This window comes from Pseudomonas sp. ERMR1:02, assembly GCF_002277815.1.
In the GTDB taxonomy this organism is placed as follows: Bacteria; Pseudomonadota; Gammaproteobacteria; order Pseudomonadales; family Pseudomonadaceae; genus Aquipseudomonas.
This window is the reverse complement of sequence record NZ_NKJI01000006.1, coordinates 282,855-299,735: the sequence shown is the minus strand read 5'-3', so window position 1 is coordinate 299,735 and position 16,881 is coordinate 282,855. Positions and strand designations below refer to the sequence as shown.

Sequence of the window (16,881 nt, the reverse complement as noted above, 5' to 3'; positions counted from 1 at the left end):
AAAGAACACTGATGATTCTGAAGCTAGATCCACCCACCCCACTGCAACAAAAAGATCCCGATGTTGGTGGTGATCGCCGCCATCAGCGTGGTGATGACGATGATCGCCGCCGCCAGCTCATGGTTGCCATTCGCCGCCCGGGCCATGACGAAACTCGCCGCGGCGGTCGGGCTGCCGAAGTACAGAAACAGAATCCCCAGCTCCGCCCCGCGAAAGCCCCAGAGCCACGCACCCAGTGTTGCGAGCACTGGCAGGCCGAGCATTTTCACCAGGCTTGAACTCAGCGCCAACCTGCCGCTTTTGCGCAACGCCGCCAGCGACAGCGTGCCGCCGATGCAGATCAGCGCCAATGGCAACGTGGTTTGCGCCAGGTACTGGCCAGAGGTTTCCAGCCATCCTGGCAAGCCGATCTTGAAATACGCGAACGGCGCCGCCGCGATGACACTGATGATCAGCGGATTGCTGAATACGCTTTTGCAGATGCTCCACGGGTCGGACTTGATCACCGGGCTGTACACCGCCAGGACGATGGTCGACAAGGTGTTGTAGAACAGGATCACCAGCGCCGCGAGAATCGCGCCGAGGGAAATCCCGTAGTCGCCGTACATGCTCGCCGCCAGCGCGAGGCCGATCACCCCGTTGTTGCCGCGAAAAGCTCCCTGCGTATAGATCCCGCGGTCTTCGCGCGGACACTTGATAATTGCCCAGACCCAGGCAATGGCAAAGCACACCAGGGTCGCCAGGGAGAAATAGATCAATAGCGCCGGTTGCAACGCAGCGTTCAGGTCGGCATGCAGAATGCCCAGGAACAGCAATGCCGGCATGGTGACGTTGAACACCAGGGACGATGCGGTGTGGATGAAGTTGTCGTTGATCCAGTCGATGCGCTTGAGCAACACCCCCAGAAACAGCATGGCAAACACCGGTGCGGTGATGTTCAGGGTTTCGAGGAAGATTGCCAGCATGCCGGGGAGGACCTTGAGGTGGGCGTCGTTAGGGGCTAATGATAAGCCACCAAGGACATCGGCGTCTGGTAGTCTGCCTTCGCGAGCAAGCCCGCTCCCACATTGGATCTCCATACGACGCAGATTATATGTGGGAGCGGGCTTGCTCGCGAAGCAGGCGACTCGGTCTTAGGTGATCGGCGCCGGGTTGAACAGGGTGATGTCGTTATGCAGTTTGTGCCGCTCCGCCCATGTCTGCTTCTTGCCGCTGGCCACGTCCAGGTAGTAGTGGAACAACTCCCAGCCAAGGTCTTCGATAGAAGCGCGTCCGGTAGCAATGCGCCCGGCGTCGATGTCGATCAGGTCCGGCCAGCGCTGCGCCAATTCAGTCCGGGTCGACACCTTCACCACTGGCGCCATGGCCAGCCCGTAAGGCGTGCCGCGACCGGTAGTAAACACATGCAGGTTCATTCCCGCTGCCAACTGCAACGTCCCGCAGACAAAGTCGCTGGCTGGGGTCGCGCAGAAGATCAGACCTTTCTCCTTGAAACGCTCGCCAGGGCCGAGCACACCAGTGATCGCACTGCTGCCGGACTTGACGATCGAGCCCAACGACTTCTCGACAATGTTCGACAACCCGCCCTTCTTGTTGCCCGGCGTTGTGTTGGCACTACGGTCCGCTTCGCCCTTGGCCAGGTAACGATCGTACCAATCCATTTCCCGCACCAACTCCTGAGCGACTTCCCTGGTTTGCGCCCGTGAAGTCAGCAGGTAGATCGCGTCGCGCACTTCGGTCACTTCCGAAAACATCACCGTCGCACCGGCGCGCAACAACAGATCCGAGGCATAGCCCAAGGCCGGGTTGGCGGTGATTCCAGAAAATGCATCACTGCCGCCACACTGCATGCCCAGGATCAGCTCGGACGCCGGTACGGTTTCCCGGCGGCGTTGATCGAGCTTCTTCAAGCGGGTTTCAGCCAGTGCCATGATCTGCTCGATCATCTCGGTAAAACCGTGACTGGAATCCTGCAGGCGATACAGCCACGGCTCGCTCAAATCCACCGAGCTGTCGCCTTCGTGCATCACCTGCCCAGCCTGCAATTTCTCGCAGCCCAGGCTGATTACCAACGCTTCGCCGCCCAGGTTCGGGTTGCGCGCCAGGTTGCGCACAGTGCGAATCGGGATGTACGCGTCAGTGGCGGTAATTGCCACGCCACACCCGTAACTGTGGGTCAGCGCCACCACGTCATCGACGTGTGGGTACTTGGGCAACAACTCGTCCTTGATGCGCTTGACCGCGTGATCCAGCACACCGGTCACGCACTGCACCGTGGTGGTGATGCCAAGAATGTTGCGCGTGCCGACGGTTCCGTCGGCATTGCGATAACCCTCGAAGGTATAGCCTTCCAGCGGTGCTTGCGCGGCCGGCACTTCGGTGGATAGCGGCAGGCTGTCCAGCGGCGGCGCGGTCGGCATGCGCAGTTGATCTTCCTTGACCCAGCTGCCGCGCGGTATCGGCTGCAACGCGTAGCCAATGGTCTGGCCGTAACGAATTACCTGGCCACCCTCGGGAATGTCCTCCAGGGTGACCTTGTGGCTCTGTGGAACGAAGTCCACGGTGACCAGGCCATCCGCAAACTCAGTGCCGGCGGGCACGCCTTGGTCATTGACCACGATCACTACGTTGTCCCGCTCGTGCAGGCGGATGTAGCGCGGCGAGTCGGAATGTTCAATCAACTGCATGACGCCGCTCCTCAGGAATGCGCTTGAGACAATTTATTGTTGGTTTCTGGACCATTGAGCGGTGGCTCTTTGAGCACCACACGCTTGATCGGACCCACGATGACCAGATAGCTGAACACCGCGACCAGTGCGTTGCAACCGACAAACACCAGCGCCCATTTGAACGAACCGGTGGAGCTGATGATGTAACCGATGACGATCGGGGTGGTGATCGAGGCGAGGTTACCGAACATGTTGAAAAGGCCACCGCTCAAACCGGCGATCTGTTTCGGCGATGTGTCGGACACCACGGCCCAGCCCAGTGCGCCCACGCCTTTGCCAAAGAACGCCAGGGCCATGAAGCCCACGACCATCCATTCGATGTCGACGTAGTTACAGGCCACAATGCTGCTGGAGACCAACAGACCGGCGATGATCGGCGCCTTGCGGGCGAAGGTCAGGGAATGGCCCTTGCGCAGCAGGTAATCGGAAATCACGCCGCCAAGCACACCACCGATAAAGCCGCAGATCGCCGGCAACGAGGCAATGAACCCGGCCTTGAGAATGGTCATGCCGCGCTCTTGCACCAGGTACACCGGGAACCAGGTCAGAAAGAAGTAGGTGATGCCGTTGATGCAGTACTGACCCAGGTACACGCCAAGCATCATGCGGTTGGTCAGTAGCTGGCGGATGTAGTCCCACTTCGGACCGTCGACCTTTTTACCTTTGCCTTTGTCCTGGTCCATGTCGACCATGCCGCCGTTGTCGGCGATGTGCTTGAACTCGGCGTCATTGATCCTCGGGTGCTGGCGCGGACTGTGGATAACTTTCAGCCAGATCAGCGAGAAGATGATGCCGATCACGCCCATGACGATGAACACGTGCTGCCAGCCGAAGCTGTAGACGATCCAGCCCATCAGTGGTGCGAACAATACCGTGGCAAAGTATTGCGCCGAATTGAAGATCGCCGAGGCCGTACCGCGTTCAGCGGTCGGGAACCAGGCCGCGACGATGCGTGCGTTGCCGGGGAAGGACGGTGCTTCGGCCAGCCCCACCAGGAAGCGCAGCATGAACAACGCAACGATCGCCGTGGACATTCCGAACTCGCCGACATAACCCTGCAGCACGGTGAACACCGACCAGGTGAAGATGCTCAGCGCGTAGATTTTTTTCGAACCGAAACGGTCAAGCAGCCAGCCACCGGGAATTTGCCCGGCCACGTAGGCCCAACCGAATGCGGAGAAGATGTAACCGAGAGTGACCGCGTCAATGCCGAGGTCTTTTTGCAGACTGGAGCCAGCGATTGCGATGGTCGCCCGGTCGGCGTAGTTGATCGTGGTCACCAGGAAAAGCATGAGCAGGATCAAATAGCGGACGTGAGTCGGCTTCTGGGTCGATTGCATGTAGATGTACTCCCACTGATTATTTTTATGCGGGGTGAATCTTTATCGCTCCTTGTAGGAGCGAGCCTGCTCGCGATGGGAGTCAACGATGACGCGGGGCATCAGGTTGACCGCCGCGACCTCAAGACCTTCGCGAGCAAGCTCGCTCCTACAGGAATCGCGGTATCGATGCCGATACCGCGGTGTTGCATTACGAGCCGATGTAGCTGGTTTTTACGACTGTGTAGAACTCTTGCGCATAACGGCCTTGCTCACGTGATCCATAGGATGAACCTTTACGCCCGCCGAACGGAACGTGGTAATCCACGCCGGCGGTCGGCAGATTGACCATCACCATTCCGGCCTGGGAGTGGCGTTTGAAGTGGTTGGCGTACTTCAACGATGTGGTGGCGATGCCTGCCGACAGACCGAACTCGGTGTCGTTGGCCATGGCCAATGCAGCTTCGTAGTCAGCCACGCGGACGACGTTGGCCACCGGACCGAAGATCTCTTCGCGGCTGATGCGCATCGATGCTTCGCTGTCGGCAAACAGGGTTGGCGCAAGGAAGTAACCTTCGGTGTCGCAGGTCACCAGACCACCACCGCTGACCAGACGTGCACCTTCGGACTGGCCGATGTCGATGTACTTCATGTCCTGTTCAAGCTGCGCTTGGGAAACCACCGGGCCGATGTCGGTGCCGGCTTTCAGCGCGTGGCCGACCTTGATCGATTTCATGCGCTCGGCCACGGCTTCAACGAACTGGTCGTGGATGCCGGCAGTGACGATAAAGCGGCTCGAAGCGGTGCAACGTTGGCCGGTGGAGTAGAACGCGCTCTGCACCGACAACTCGACCGCTTGCTTGAGGTCGGCATCGTCGAGAATGATCTGCGGGTTCTTGCCGCCCATTTCCAGCTGGACCTTGGCCTGACGCGACACGCAACTAACGGCGATCTGACGACCGACGCCAACGGAACCGGTGAAGCTGATGCCATCGACTTTCGGGCTGTTGACCAGCGCTTCACCGACCACACGACCGCTGCCCATCACCAGGTTGAACACGCCGGCCGGGAAGCCTGCGCGAGAGATGATTTCGGCCAGTGCCCAGGCGCAACCCGGTACCAAATCCGCAGGCTTGAGCACGACGCAGTTGCCGTAGGCCAGAGCCGGGGCGATTTTCCACGCAGGGATCGCAATCGGGAAATTCCACGGAGTGATCAGGCCAACCACACCCAATGCTTCACGTGTCACTTCGACGTTCACACCCGGACGCACCGACGGCAGATAGTCGCCGGACAGACGTAGGGTTTCACCGGCGAAGAATTTGAAGATGTTACCGGCGCGGGTCACTTCGCCGATGGCTTCGGGCAGGGTCTTGCCCTCTTCCCGGGCCAGCAGGGTGCCGAGCTCTTCGCGACGGGCGAGGATTTCGGTGCCGACTTTATCCAGGGAGTCGTGACGTGCCTGGATACCGGACGTGGACCACGCTGGAAATGCGGCACGGGCAGCGTCGATGGCAGCGTTGACCTGGGCCAGGTCAGCCTTGGCGTAGTCGCCGATGGTGTCGCTCAATTCCGACGGGTTGATGTTGGCCGAGTAATCGGCACCGGCGACCCATTCACCGTTGATGTAGTTGTCGTAACGTTTTGCATCTGTCACGGGACTGCCCTCGAAACAAAAAGCCTTACGCAAAAGGCCGCTGAATACTCAGCGGCCTCGTTCAATTTGATGTGTTACTGCGCACCTTGCTTGTCGATCAACGCGGCGAGCATTTCGTACTCTTCGCCGGTCAGGTCGGTCAGCGGTGCACGCACAGGGCCTGCGTCATAGCCGGCGATTTTTGCCCCGGCCTTGACGATGCTCACGGCGTAGCCGGCCTTGCGGTTGCGGATGTCCAGGTACGGCAGGAAGAAGTCATCGATGATCTTGCCGACGGTGGCGTGATCTTCGCGAGCGATCGCGTGGTAGAAATCCATCGCGGTTTTCGGGATGAAGTTGAACACCGCCGAGGAGTAGACCGGCACACCCAGTGCCTTGTAGGCCGCGGCGTAGACTTCGGCGGTTGGCAAACCGCCCAGGTAGCTGAAGCGATCACCGAGGCGGCGACGGATCGACACCATCAATTCGATATCACCCAGGCCATCCTTGTAGCCGATCAGGTTCGGGCAGCGCTCGGCCAGGCGTTCCAGCAGCGGCGCGGTCAGGCGGCAGACGTTTCGGTTGTAAACCACAACACCGATGTTGACCGATTTGCACACGGCTTCAACGTGGGCGGCAACGCCGTCCTGGCTGGCTTCGGTCAAATAGTGCGGCAGCAGCAACAGGCCTTTGGCGCCCAGACGCTCGGCTTCCTGAGCGTATTCGATGGCTTGACGGGTCGAACCGCCAACGCCGGCCAGAATCGGCACGCTGGTAGCGCAGGTGTCGACGGCGGTCTTGATGATTTCCGAATATTCGCTGGCCGCCAGGGAGAAGAACTCACCGGTGCCGCCTGCGGCGAATAGGGCCGAGGCGCCGTATGGGGCCAGCCATTCCAGACGTTTGATGTAGCCCGCGCGGTTGAAATCGCCCTGAGCATTGAAATCGGTGACCGGGAAAGACAGCAGACCGGCAGAAAGGATGGACTTCAGTTCTTGTGGATTCATTATTCGAACACCCTGGGTAGCGACGTTTGTGAGAAGACTGATCAGCCTGCGCTGAAGTTGTAGGTCATCGTACAACTTAAAATACAACCGTCAACTGCATTTCATCGCTGTGGGTGAAAATTGTTCGACAAGAACGTTTGAAGACCGGGTTTCATGGCCTTTGAGTGGGGGGGGCGGAGTTGGTGCGACAAACGGCTCTACAGAGATACGTTGTCGGGAGATTCGGCCAGACAATCAGTGGAGTGGCTGACGGTTTTGTGGATGACGTATGACCCCTTCGCGGGCAAGCCTCGCTCCTACAGGAACGGCGCAAACCTGTAGGAGCGAGGCTTGCCCGCGAAGGCAATCTGAAAGGCGACAAATGACCTCGCCTGAAATCTTACCCCCGCTGCGCCTCAGCCTCTTCATGGGCATGACGTAGCCGTTCCCGGCTGTTGGTCAGGTGCAGGCGCATGGCCGCGCGGGCGGCGTCGGAGTCTTGGCGGGCAATCGCGTCGTAGATCTCCTCGTGCTCACGGCTCAGGCGATTCATGTAGTGCTGCTGATCGTCATGGGCCAGCCGCGCGGAGTTGAGACGGGTGCGCGGGATGATGCTGGTACCCAGGTGAGTCATGATGTCTGTGAAGTAACGGTTGCCGGTGGCCAGCGCAATCTGCAGGTGGAACTGGAAGTCCGAGGCCACGGCATCGCTGGCGTGGGAGACACTTTCATTCAGCGCATCCAGTGCAGCCCTCATCAGACCAAGCTGCTCGGCGCTGCGGCGTTGCGCGGCGAGGCCTGCGGACTCCACTTCCAGGCTGATGCGCAGTTCCAGAATCGCCAACACGTCACGCAAGGTGACCACGGTCGCCGGGTCGATGCGAAAACCGCTCGGGCTCGGGGTATCGAGCACGAAGGTGCCGATGCCGTGGCGGGTTTCAACCTGGCCGGCCGCCTGCAAACGGGAAATCGCCTCGCGCACCACCGTGCGGCTAACGCCATGGGCGTCCATGATTGCCGACTCGGTGGGCAATTTGTCGCCACGCTTGAGGTGACCGTCGCGAATCTGCTCGGACAGCACCGTCACCAGTTCCTGAGCGAGGCTGCGGCGCTTGCGAGGGAGGCGTGGTGCGTCGATCGGGTTTTCCATGGTGAACATCTGTCTCGAAAAATTCGGCTGAAACCGCATCATAGCTCAACGCGGTTGTACGATCACCACCACCTCCCTCTCGTAGGAGCGAGGCTTGCCCGCGAAGGCCGTTACGCGGTCTCTATTTATGAGCGCGTTATCGTTCTTCGCGGGCAAGCCCCGCTCCTACTGGGGCTGTGGGGTTTATGCGGTCACGGTCTGATCCACCAGATGGCCGTTGTCGATTCGAACATGCCGCGGATGGAAACGCTTGAGGCTGCTGCGATGGCCGACGCTAACGATGCTCAGCCCTGGCAGCTGATCGATCAGCGCCTGATAGAGCGACGCCTCGTCTTCTTCATCCATCGCCGATGTCGCTTCGTCCATGTATAGCCATTGCGGTGCGTAAAGCAGCGCGCGGGCAAAGGCCAGGCGTTGTTGCTCACCCGGCGAGAGCATGCGCTGCCAGTGATTGGCTTCGTCCAGACGCGCTACCAGATGCGGCAAGCGGCAGGTTTCCAGTACGTGCACGTATCGCTCGGTCTGATAGGTGTCGCTGGCCTGTGGATAACTCAGCGCTTCACGCAGGGTGCCAATGGGCAAATAAGGTTTTTGCGGCAGGAACAGATAACGCGCCGCTGGCAAGCGAATGCTGCCGTGTCCCATCGGCCACAGGTGCCCCATTGTCCGTAGCAGGGTCGACTTGCCGCTGCCGGAACGACCGCTGAGCATGACCCGCTCGCCCTCTTCTACGGTCATGTCGGCATTGGTCAATAAGTGACGACCGTCCGCGAGATCGAGGCCAAGGTTGTGCACTTTCAACGCATCCCCCTGATTCTGCACGTCAATGGCTGGCGCACGTTCTTCGTTGTCGCTCATGGCCTGACGGAAGCTCAGCAAACGATCACAGGTGGCGCGCCAGGAGGCGAGGCTCTGGTATGCACTGATGAACCAGCTGAAACTTTCCTGCACGTTGCCGAACGCCGAGCTGATCTGCATCAGCTCGCCGAGTTCGATTTTGCCGGACAAGTAACGCGGGGAAGCGACGATGAACGGAAAGATGATGGCGGCCTGACTGTAACCGGCAGTGAAGAATGTCAGGCGCTTGGACACCTTCATGATGTCCCAGAAATTATGCCAGACCATCCCGAAGCGACTGCTCAACCGACGATGTTCGTTGGGTTCGCCGTTGTACAGCGCGATACTTTCGGCATTCTCGCGAATCCGCACCATGGAGAAACGCAAATCGGCTTCGAAGCGTTGTTGTTGGTTGTTCAGGCCGATCAAGCGACGACCGATCAAATGCGTCAGCCAACTGCCCACAACGGCATAAACCAGTACGCACCAGAACATGTAGCCGGGAATGGTGAAACCCCATACTTCGATACTGCCTGACACGCCCCACAGAATGATCGAGAACGATACCAGGCTGACAATGTTGCGAAGTAAACCAATGCCCAGTTCCAGCGTGTTCGAGGTGAAGTTGTTGAGGTCTTCGGAAATCCGTTGGTCCGGGTTATCGGTGTAGCCACCCTGCTCCAGCTGGTAGTAATTCTTGTCGCCGAGCCAGCGGGAAAAATATTTCTCGGTGAGCCACGCCCGCCAGCGAATCGTCAGCATCTGCGTCAGGTAGAGCCGATACACCGCACCGACAATCGCGACGGCTGCGATCGCGCAGAAATACAGAATCAACTGCCAGAACGCCGCTTCGTCTTTCTTCTGCAGGGCATTGTAGAAATCCTTGTACCAGGTGTTGAACCACACCGAGATCCCTACGCTGACCAGCGACAATGCAATCACCGCGATCAGCAGCGTCCAGGCCTTGCCCTTCTCCTCGCTGCGCCAGTAAGGCGTGGTCATCGCCCAGACTTTTCGAAAAAACTGCCCGCGCACAGCATCGTTGACCGCGGAATATTCAGCGTTCTGATTCATGGATAAGGCTCAATAAAGAAAAGTACACGCACGAACCGATCATAGATGATCGGTTCGGATTGTCGCGAGGAACGGCCCGCATTCGTTCAGCGCAGGTTCAGCGACGAACCGGACGCTTCTGCAGTTTGCGCTGCAGCGTGCGGCGGTGCATGCCCAGGGCGCGGGCCGTGGCGGAGATGTTGCCTTCGTGCTCGGTCAGTACGCGCTGGATGTGCTCCCACTGCAAGCGGTCCACGGACATCGGGTTTTCCGGCACCAGGCTGTCGAGGTCGGCGTGTTCGGACAGCAGCGCGGCCAGCACGTCGTCGGCGTCGGCCGGTTTGCACAGGTAGTTGCAGGCACCGCGCTTGATCGCTTCCACGGCGGTTGCGATGCTCGAATAACCGGTGAGAATCACCACGCGCATTTCCGGGTCCATTTCCAGCAGCTTTGGCAACAGCACCAGGCCCGAATCGCCGTCCATTTTCAGATCCAGCGCAGCGTAGTCCGGCAGATCATTCTGGGCGATGGTCAGCCCCTCTTCGGCGGAACCTGCGGTGCTGACGCGAAAGCCACGGCGAGCCATGGCGCGGGCCATCACCCGAGTAAAGGTCGCATCGTCGTCGACCAGCAGCAAATGCGGCAGTTCTTCGCCTTCAACCTGGATTTCGTCACTCATGTTGGTCTCCTCGGGCGCCGTGGGGCAGGCGCAGCTCGGTGAGCGTGCCGCCTTCCTCATGACTATAGAGTTTCACTGAGCCGCCGGCGCGTGTCACGCTGGCCTTGCTCAAAAACAGGCCCAGGCCGAAACCTTTGCCCTTGGTGGTAAAAAACGGCTTGCCGATCTGCTCGGCGATGGCCAGCGGCACACCGGCACCGTGGTCGCGGATGCTGATGGTCAAATCTTCGGCATTCCAGTCCAGGGTCACTTGCAGTCCTTCAGGACAGGCATCCGCCGCGTTGTTCAGCAAATTCAGCAGCGCTTGGGTCAGGTCCGGCGGGGGCGCCATGCGCGGCACCGTGCCTTGGCCCAGGCGCTGGAAGCGATAACTGGCTTCCGGGCGCATCAGGTGCCAGCGATTGAGCGCTTCATCGAGCCAATCGGTGACGTCCTGCATCTCTACCGCCAATCGGCGATTGGCCTCGGCGGCGCGTACCAGTTGCTGCAACGTCTGCTTGCACAGTTTGACTTGATCCTGCAGCACGCTGAGGTCGTCCTGCAACATCGGGTCGTGATGATCCTGGCGCATTTCCTTGAGCAGTACGCTCATCGTCGCCAGCGGCGTCCCCAGCTCATGGGCGGCGCCCGCCGCCTGTGTGGCGACGGCCAGCAATTGCTGATCGCGCAGGCCTTCTTCGCGGCGGATCGCCCGCAATTCTTCCTGACGGCGTAGTTCTTCAGCCATGCGCGCGGCGAAGAACGTTATGACTGCCGCCGCCAGGGCGAAACTCAGCCACATCCCGTACACCTGCAAATTTTCCCGGGCGATCGGGAAGGTTTGCAACGGATAGAACCGCGCCAGCAGCAGGGTGTACATCGTTAGCGCGATGCCCGACAGAACCACCGAATAACGCCACGGAAGCGTCACCGCTGCAATGGTCAGCGGCACCAGATAGTAGGAGACGAAGGGGTTGGTCGAACCGCCGGAGAAATACAGCAAGGCGCTGTGGATAAACAGATCGCAAGCCAGTTGCACGGCGTACTCAAGTTCGGTGACCGGCCACGTAGTACGCAGGCGAATCGCTGTGAAAGCACACAGCAACATCGAGCAACCGAGGGTCGCGGCCAGTTGAAACCAGGGCAGTGGCAGCAGTTCGAGCCAGTAGGCCAGGCCCACGGAACCGGCCTGGGCGGCCAGCACCAACGTGCGGATGAACGTCAGCCGCCAGAGATTCTGGCGAGTGGCGGAAGTGATTTGAACGGGGGCGAGCATGAGCTCTCCTGATGAGCGCTCCAGGCGGATCGCAGGGAGTATAACCAAGCACAAGGGCTGACAGGCAAAAGTGCGGCAAACCGCCACATGGTCATCGGCGAAACACGTCCCTTGTAGCAGCTGGCGAAGCCTGCGTCCGGCTGCGAAGCAGTCGTAAAATCCGACACTGCGGTACTTCAGGAAAACCGCGCATACCGGATCTGCGGCTGCTTCGCAGCCGAACGCAGCCTTCGGCAGCTGCTACAAAGGATCGCGTCGATCTGTATAGAAGTTGTAACTGTGCGAACCGGATCATTGAAGCTAGAGTCTGATGATTTCACGCAGGCCCGGACCATTTCCTGCGCACCACCTTAGGAGCCTTCATGCACACATTCCGCCGCAGCGCTGCCCTCCTCGCCCTGAGTGTTGGCACTATCGCCAGCCTCCCGGCCTTGGCTGCCGACGAGCTTCACTACAACCAGATTTCCCTGCGCGCCGAAGTCAGCCAGGAAGTGGCTCGCGACCTGATGATCGTGACTCTCTACACCGAAGAACAAAACACCGATCCGGCCAAGCTCGCCGCCGACGTCAGCACCACCATGAACAAGGCGCTGGCCCAGGCCAGGCAGGTTAAAGACATCACCCTGCGCCAGGGCAGCCGCAACAGCTACCCGATCTATGACACCAAGGGCCAAAAAATTACTGGCTGGCGAGAGCGCGCTGAACTGCGCCTGGAAAGCACCGATTTCGCCGCACTGTCGAAGCTGACCGGTGAACTGCTCAACGACCTGAAGATGGGCGGCATGGACTTCGCCATCGCCACACCGACCCGCAAGGCCAGCGAAGACGCCCTGCTCAAGGACGCGGTGACTGCCTTCAAGGCTCGCGCCCAACTCGCCACCGACGCTCTGGGCGGCAAGGGCTACAAGATCGTCAATATGAACCTCAACAGCAACGGCTACCCGCAACCGTACATGCGCGCACCGATGATGATGAAAGCCGCCAGCATGGACAGCGCACCGGTGACCCCGGAAGTGGAAGCCGGCACCAGCCAGGTCAGCATGACCGCCGATGGTTCGATTGAAGTGCTGATGCCTTGATTCGTTAACCCGCAGGCAAAAAAGGCGATCACCCCGGTGATCGCCTTTTTTTTGCAATCAGCGTCTATGCTGAATCTGGGGATGGGCGGGCACACCCCAAAAAACGACATCAGTTGCACTTGGTAAAACTCACTGTGATCGACCCATACCAAGACAACGATAACCACTCCCATTCACCCATACTCACCCCCACAGGACGAGGGTATAAATAGGTAACACCCCCGCCCCACCCACGGGCATCCCGACGCTTGAGCGCACCATAAAGGTGCGCCAGTTGCACTACAAAAAAGCCGCGCAAACGTTAAAATGCGTCAGTTTTTACACAAATGCGACATTAAGGTACGTTCGTGCCACCGTTTAAGGCTTGTAGTCGCTCTGGATCTTGCATTGGGTATGGCCCCTGCATAAGTATCCGCAGGCACGACTCACGAGGTCGTCCTCAAATTAAAAAATGACAACAAAATCATGAGGCCACCATGCTTAAACACGCGGTCATTCCGTTTTTACTTGGCGCCAGCCTATTGGCTAGCGCGCCGTTCGCTCAAGCTGCGGGTAACCTGGTGTTCTGCTCTGAAGGTAGCCCGGCCGGTTTCGATCCAGGTCAGTACACCACCGGAACCGACTTCGACGCCTCTGCAGAAACCATGTTCAACCGCCTGACCCAGTTCGAGCGCGGCGGCACCGCCGTTATTCCTGGCCTGGCGACCAGCTGGGACGTCTCCACCGACGGCCTGACTTACACCTTCCACCTGCGCGAAGGCGTCAAGTTCCACACTACCCCGTACTTCAAGCCGACTCGTACCTTCAACGCCGACGACGTTCTGTTCACCTTTAATCGCATGATTAACAAGGATGACCCGTTCCGCAAAGCGTACCCGACCGAATTCCCGTACTTCACCGACATGGGGATGGACACCAACATCACCAAGATCGATAAAGTCGACGACAAGACTGTCAAGTTCACCCTCAAAGACGTTGATGCCGCGTTCATCCAGAACATGGCCATGAGCTTCGCCTCGATCCAGTCCGCCGAGTACGCTGCCCAGCTGCTCAAGGAAGGCAAGGCCGCCGACATCAACCAGAAGCCGGTAGGCACCGGCCCGTTCGTGTTCAAGAGCTACCAGAAAGACTCCAACATCCGCTACACCGGGAACAAGGACTATTGGAAGCCTGAAGACGTCAAGATCGACAACCTGATCTTCGCCATCACCACCGACCCGTCGGTGCGTATCCAGAAGCTGAAGAAGGGCGAGTGCCAGATCACTCTGTTCCCTCGTCCAGCCGACCTGAAAGCACTGCGCGAAGACAAGACCCTGAAGTTGCCTGACCAGGCTGGTTTCAACCTGGGTTACATCGCCTACAACGTGATGGATAAGGTCAAGGGCAGCAACGAGCCGAATCCGCTGGCCCAACTGAAAGTGCGTCAGGCACTGGACATGGCGGTCAACAAACAGCAGATCATCGACTCCGTGTACCAGGGCGCCGGCCAACTGGCCGTCAACGCCATGCCACCGACCCAGTGGTCCTACGACACCACCATCAAGGATGCGCCGTACAACCCTGAGAAAGCCAAAGAGCTGCTCAAGGAAGCCGGCGTGAAAGACGGCACCGAAATCGTACTCTGGGCGATGCCGGTACAGCGTCCGTACAACCCGAACGCTAAGCTGATGGCAGAAATGCTGCAGTCCGACTGGTCCAAGATCGGTCTCAAGGTCAAGATCCAGAGCTACGAGTGGGGCGAGTACATCAAGCGCTCCAAAGGTGGCGAAAACCAGGCAATGCTGATTGGCTGGAGTGGCGACAATGGTGATCCGGACAACTGGCTGAACGTGCTGTTCGGTTGCGACTCGCTGGAAGGCAACAACTTCTCCAAGTGGTGCTACAAGCCGTTTGACGACATCGTCAAACAAGCCAAGCGCACCTCGGATCAGGCCAAGCGCACCGATCTGTACAAGCAGGCGCAACACATCCTCAAAGATCAGACGCCAATGACACCTATCGCTCACTCGACGGTGTTCCAACCCATGCGCGCCGAAGTGCAGGACTTCAAGATCAGCCCATTTGGCTTGAACTCCTTCTACGGCGTAAGCGTCAGCAAATAAGGTTTGGCAACGGCGACGTTTCTGACGTCGCCGTTGCTTTATCTACCGAGAAAGCAGGAAACCACCTACATCCAAACCGACTGCTGACTACAGCAGAACGCTAGGACGCGTCGACTTTTCCCACAAGTCTTTCGGACTTTTCGCATTTACTGCCGGACTCACGGTTCATACCGTCGGGATCCGACCAGCTCATGCGTGGGTCATCGGTTTTTTTTGCTGCACGTCATGGCTTGAAACCAGTGAAGCCTCCACGTCCCCGGACGGGACGAAGGCTCATTGTCAAAACACCTAACGAGAGGGAGCGTCATGCGCCATACCTTGGCTTTATCCGCATTGCTGGGCACCGGCCTGTTGGCCGTCACCTCCATGAGTCAGGCCGCCAACAACAGCCTGGTGTTCTGCTCTGAAGGCAGTCCCGCCGGTTTCGATACGGCGCAGTACACCACTGCGACCGATAACGACGCCGCCGAGCCGCTGTACAACCGACTGGCAGAGTTTGAAAAAGGCGCGACCAATGTCGTACCGGGCCTGGCCACGAGTTGGGATATTTCCGAGGACGGCCTCAAGTACACTTTTCACCTGCGCCCTGAGGTGAAATTTCATACAACCAAGTACTTCACACCGACCCGCGACTTCAACGCCGATGACGTGCTGTTCACGTTCAATCGCATGCTCGACCCGCAACAACCTTTCCGTAAGGCTTATCCGACCGAGTTTCCGTATTTCAACGGTATGAGCCTGAACAAGAACATCGCCAAGGTCGAAAAGACCGGGCCGCTGACCGTGGTCATGACGCTCAACAGCGTGGACGCCGCGTTCATCCAGAACATCGCCATGAGCTTCGCCGCAATTCTCTCCGCCGAGTACGCCGACAAGCTGCTGGCCGAGGGCAAGCCGAGCGATATCAACCAGAAGCCCATCGGCACCGGGCCGTTCGTGTTCAAGAGCTACCAGAAAGACTCCAACATCCGTTACACCGGCAACAAGCACTACTGGGACCCGACCCGGGTCAAGCTCGACAATCTGATTTTCGCCATCAACACCGACGCCTCGGTGCGTGTGCAGAAGCTCAAGGCCAACGAGTGCCAGATCACCCTGCACCCGCGCCCTGCCGATGTGGCCGCATTGAAGAACGACCCGGCACTGCAACTGATCGAGAAACCGGGTTTCAACCTCGGCTACATCGCCTATAACGTGCGCCACAAACCCTTCGACCAGCTCGAAGTACGTCAGGCGCTGGACATGGCGGTGAACAAGCAAAGCATTCTCAACGCCGTTTACCAGGGCGCGGGACAACTGGCCGTCAACGCCATGCCACCGACCCAGTGGTCATACGATGAGACCATCAAAGACGCCGCCTACAACCCGGAAAAAGCCAGGGAACTGCTCAAGGCTGCTGGCGTGAAGGAAGGCACAGAAATCACCCTGTGGGCCATGCCGGTCCAGCGCCCGTACAACCCCAACGCCAAGTTGATGGCCGAGATGCTTCAGTCTGACTGGGCGAAGATCGGCCTCAAGGTCAAGATCGTCAGCTACGAATGGGGCGAGTACATCAAGCGCACCAAGAACGGCGAGCACGACATCAGCCTGATCGGCTGGACCGGTGACAACGGTGATCCGGATAACTGGCTCGGCACGCTGTACAGCTGCGACGCCATTGGTGGCAACAACTACTCCATGTGGTGTGATCCGGCTTACGACAAGATCATCAAGCAGGCCAAAGTCGTGACCGACCGCGACCAACGCACCCAGCTTTACAAACAGGCGCAGCAGTTACTCAAACAGCAGGTACCGATCACGCCAGTCGCCCACTCGACGGTCAACCAGCCGTTGAGCGCCAAAATCGAAGGGTTCAAGGTCAGCCCCTTCGGTCGCAACGTGTTCTCGGGTGTCAGCATCGATAAATAAAACCGTGTAGCTAAAACGCTGGGGGCGCATAACGCCCTCATGCAGGCGTATTGCCGTAATTCGCCCATCCGGCGGCGAGCAAACGTTTGCGATGCGCAAATGAGTTCCAAGCAAATAGCCGAACCATCAAAAAGGTCGGCATTAATAA

Annotated in this window: 12 protein-coding genes; 3 read left to right on the top strand and 9 right to left on the bottom strand. The window is 58.9% G+C overall.

What is annotated here, in order from left to right; all coding sequences use genetic code 11:
* Positions 1 to 23 precede the first annotated feature (23 nt).
* From CES87_RS14155 to CES87_RS14115, 9 genes are all read right to left on the bottom strand, one after another.
* Entirely contained in the window at positions 24 to 965 is a 942-nt protein-coding gene (locus CES87_RS14155; RefSeq protein ID WP_128606591.1) for an AEC family transporter, read from the bottom strand.
* Positions 966 to 1,133: 168 nt separating this feature from the next.
* The gene (gene garD / locus CES87_RS14150) at positions 1,134 to 2,687 is read right to left on the bottom strand and encodes a galactarate dehydratase (protein ID WP_128606590.1); all 1,554 of its coding nucleotides are present in this window, start codon (positions 2,685 to 2,687) and stop codon (positions 1,134 to 1,136) included.
* Between the two features lie 11 nt (positions 2,688 to 2,698).
* The gene (locus CES87_RS14145; RefSeq protein ID WP_128606589.1) at positions 2,699 to 4,069 is read right to left on the bottom strand and encodes an MFS transporter; all 1,371 of its coding nucleotides are present in this window, start codon (positions 4,067 to 4,069) and stop codon (positions 2,699 to 2,701) included.
* A gap of 190 nt (positions 4,070 to 4,259) precedes the next feature.
* Positions 4,260 to 5,705 carry an aldehyde dehydrogenase family protein gene (locus CES87_RS14140; protein WP_128606588.1) on the bottom strand — a complete coding sequence of 482 codons (1,446 nt, stop codon included), beginning with the start codon at positions 5,703 to 5,705 and terminating at the stop codon, positions 4,260 to 4,262.
* Positions 5,706 to 5,779: 74 nt separating this feature from the next.
* Positions 5,780 to 6,691, bottom strand: coding sequence for a 5-dehydro-4-deoxyglucarate dehydratase (gene kdgD, locus CES87_RS14135; protein WP_007981458.1), 912 nt, complete (start codon positions 6,689 to 6,691; stop codon positions 5,780 to 5,782).
* Positions 6,692 to 7,070: 379 nt separating this feature from the next.
* On the bottom strand, positions 7,071 to 7,820 hold the full coding sequence (locus tag CES87_RS14130) for a FadR/GntR family transcriptional regulator (protein WP_178081422.1): 750 nt from the start codon (positions 7,818 to 7,820) through the stop codon (positions 7,071 to 7,073).
* A gap of 183 nt (positions 7,821 to 8,003) precedes the next feature.
* On the bottom strand, positions 8,004 to 9,731 hold the full coding sequence (locus CES87_RS14125) for an ABC transporter ATP-binding protein/permease (protein ID WP_128606586.1): 1,728 nt from the start codon (positions 9,729 to 9,731) through the stop codon (positions 8,004 to 8,006).
* A 97-nt stretch (positions 9,732 to 9,828) separates the two neighbouring features.
* Positions 9,829 to 10,389 (bottom strand): response regulator transcription factor, encoded by a 561-nt coding sequence (locus tag CES87_RS14120; protein WP_095193936.1) that lies wholly within the window; start codon positions 10,387 to 10,389, stop codon positions 9,829 to 9,831.
* The gene (locus tag CES87_RS14115; protein WP_128606585.1) at positions 10,382 to 11,644 is read right to left on the bottom strand and encodes an ATP-binding protein; all 1,263 of its coding nucleotides are present in this window, start codon (positions 11,642 to 11,644) and stop codon (positions 10,382 to 10,384) included. The genes CES87_RS14120 and CES87_RS14115 overlap by 8 nt, the downstream gene beginning before the upstream one ends.
* Positions 11,645 to 12,006: 362 nt before the next feature.
* Between CES87_RS14115 and CES87_RS14110 the strand changes: the two genes are divergently transcribed.
* The 3 genes from CES87_RS14110 to CES87_RS14100 all read left to right on the top strand — a co-directional run bounded on the left by CES87_RS14110 (position 12,007) and on the right by CES87_RS14100 (position 16,733).
* Positions 12,007 to 12,723: an SIMPL domain-containing protein gene (locus CES87_RS14110; RefSeq protein WP_128606584.1), complete on the top strand. Its 717-nt coding sequence runs from the start codon at positions 12,007 to 12,009 to the stop codon at positions 12,721 to 12,723.
* Between the two features lie 476 nt (positions 12,724 to 13,199).
* Positions 13,200 to 14,825 (top strand): ABC transporter substrate-binding protein, encoded by a 1,626-nt coding sequence (locus tag CES87_RS14105; protein WP_128606583.1) that lies wholly within the window; start codon positions 13,200 to 13,202, stop codon positions 14,823 to 14,825.
* A gap of 306 nt (positions 14,826 to 15,131) precedes the next feature.
* Positions 15,132 to 16,733 carry an ABC transporter substrate-binding protein gene (locus CES87_RS14100; protein ID WP_128606582.1) on the top strand — a complete coding sequence of 534 codons (1,602 nt, stop codon included), beginning with the start codon at positions 15,132 to 15,134 and terminating at the stop codon, positions 16,731 to 16,733.
* Positions 16,734 to 16,881: the final 148 nt, after the last annotated feature.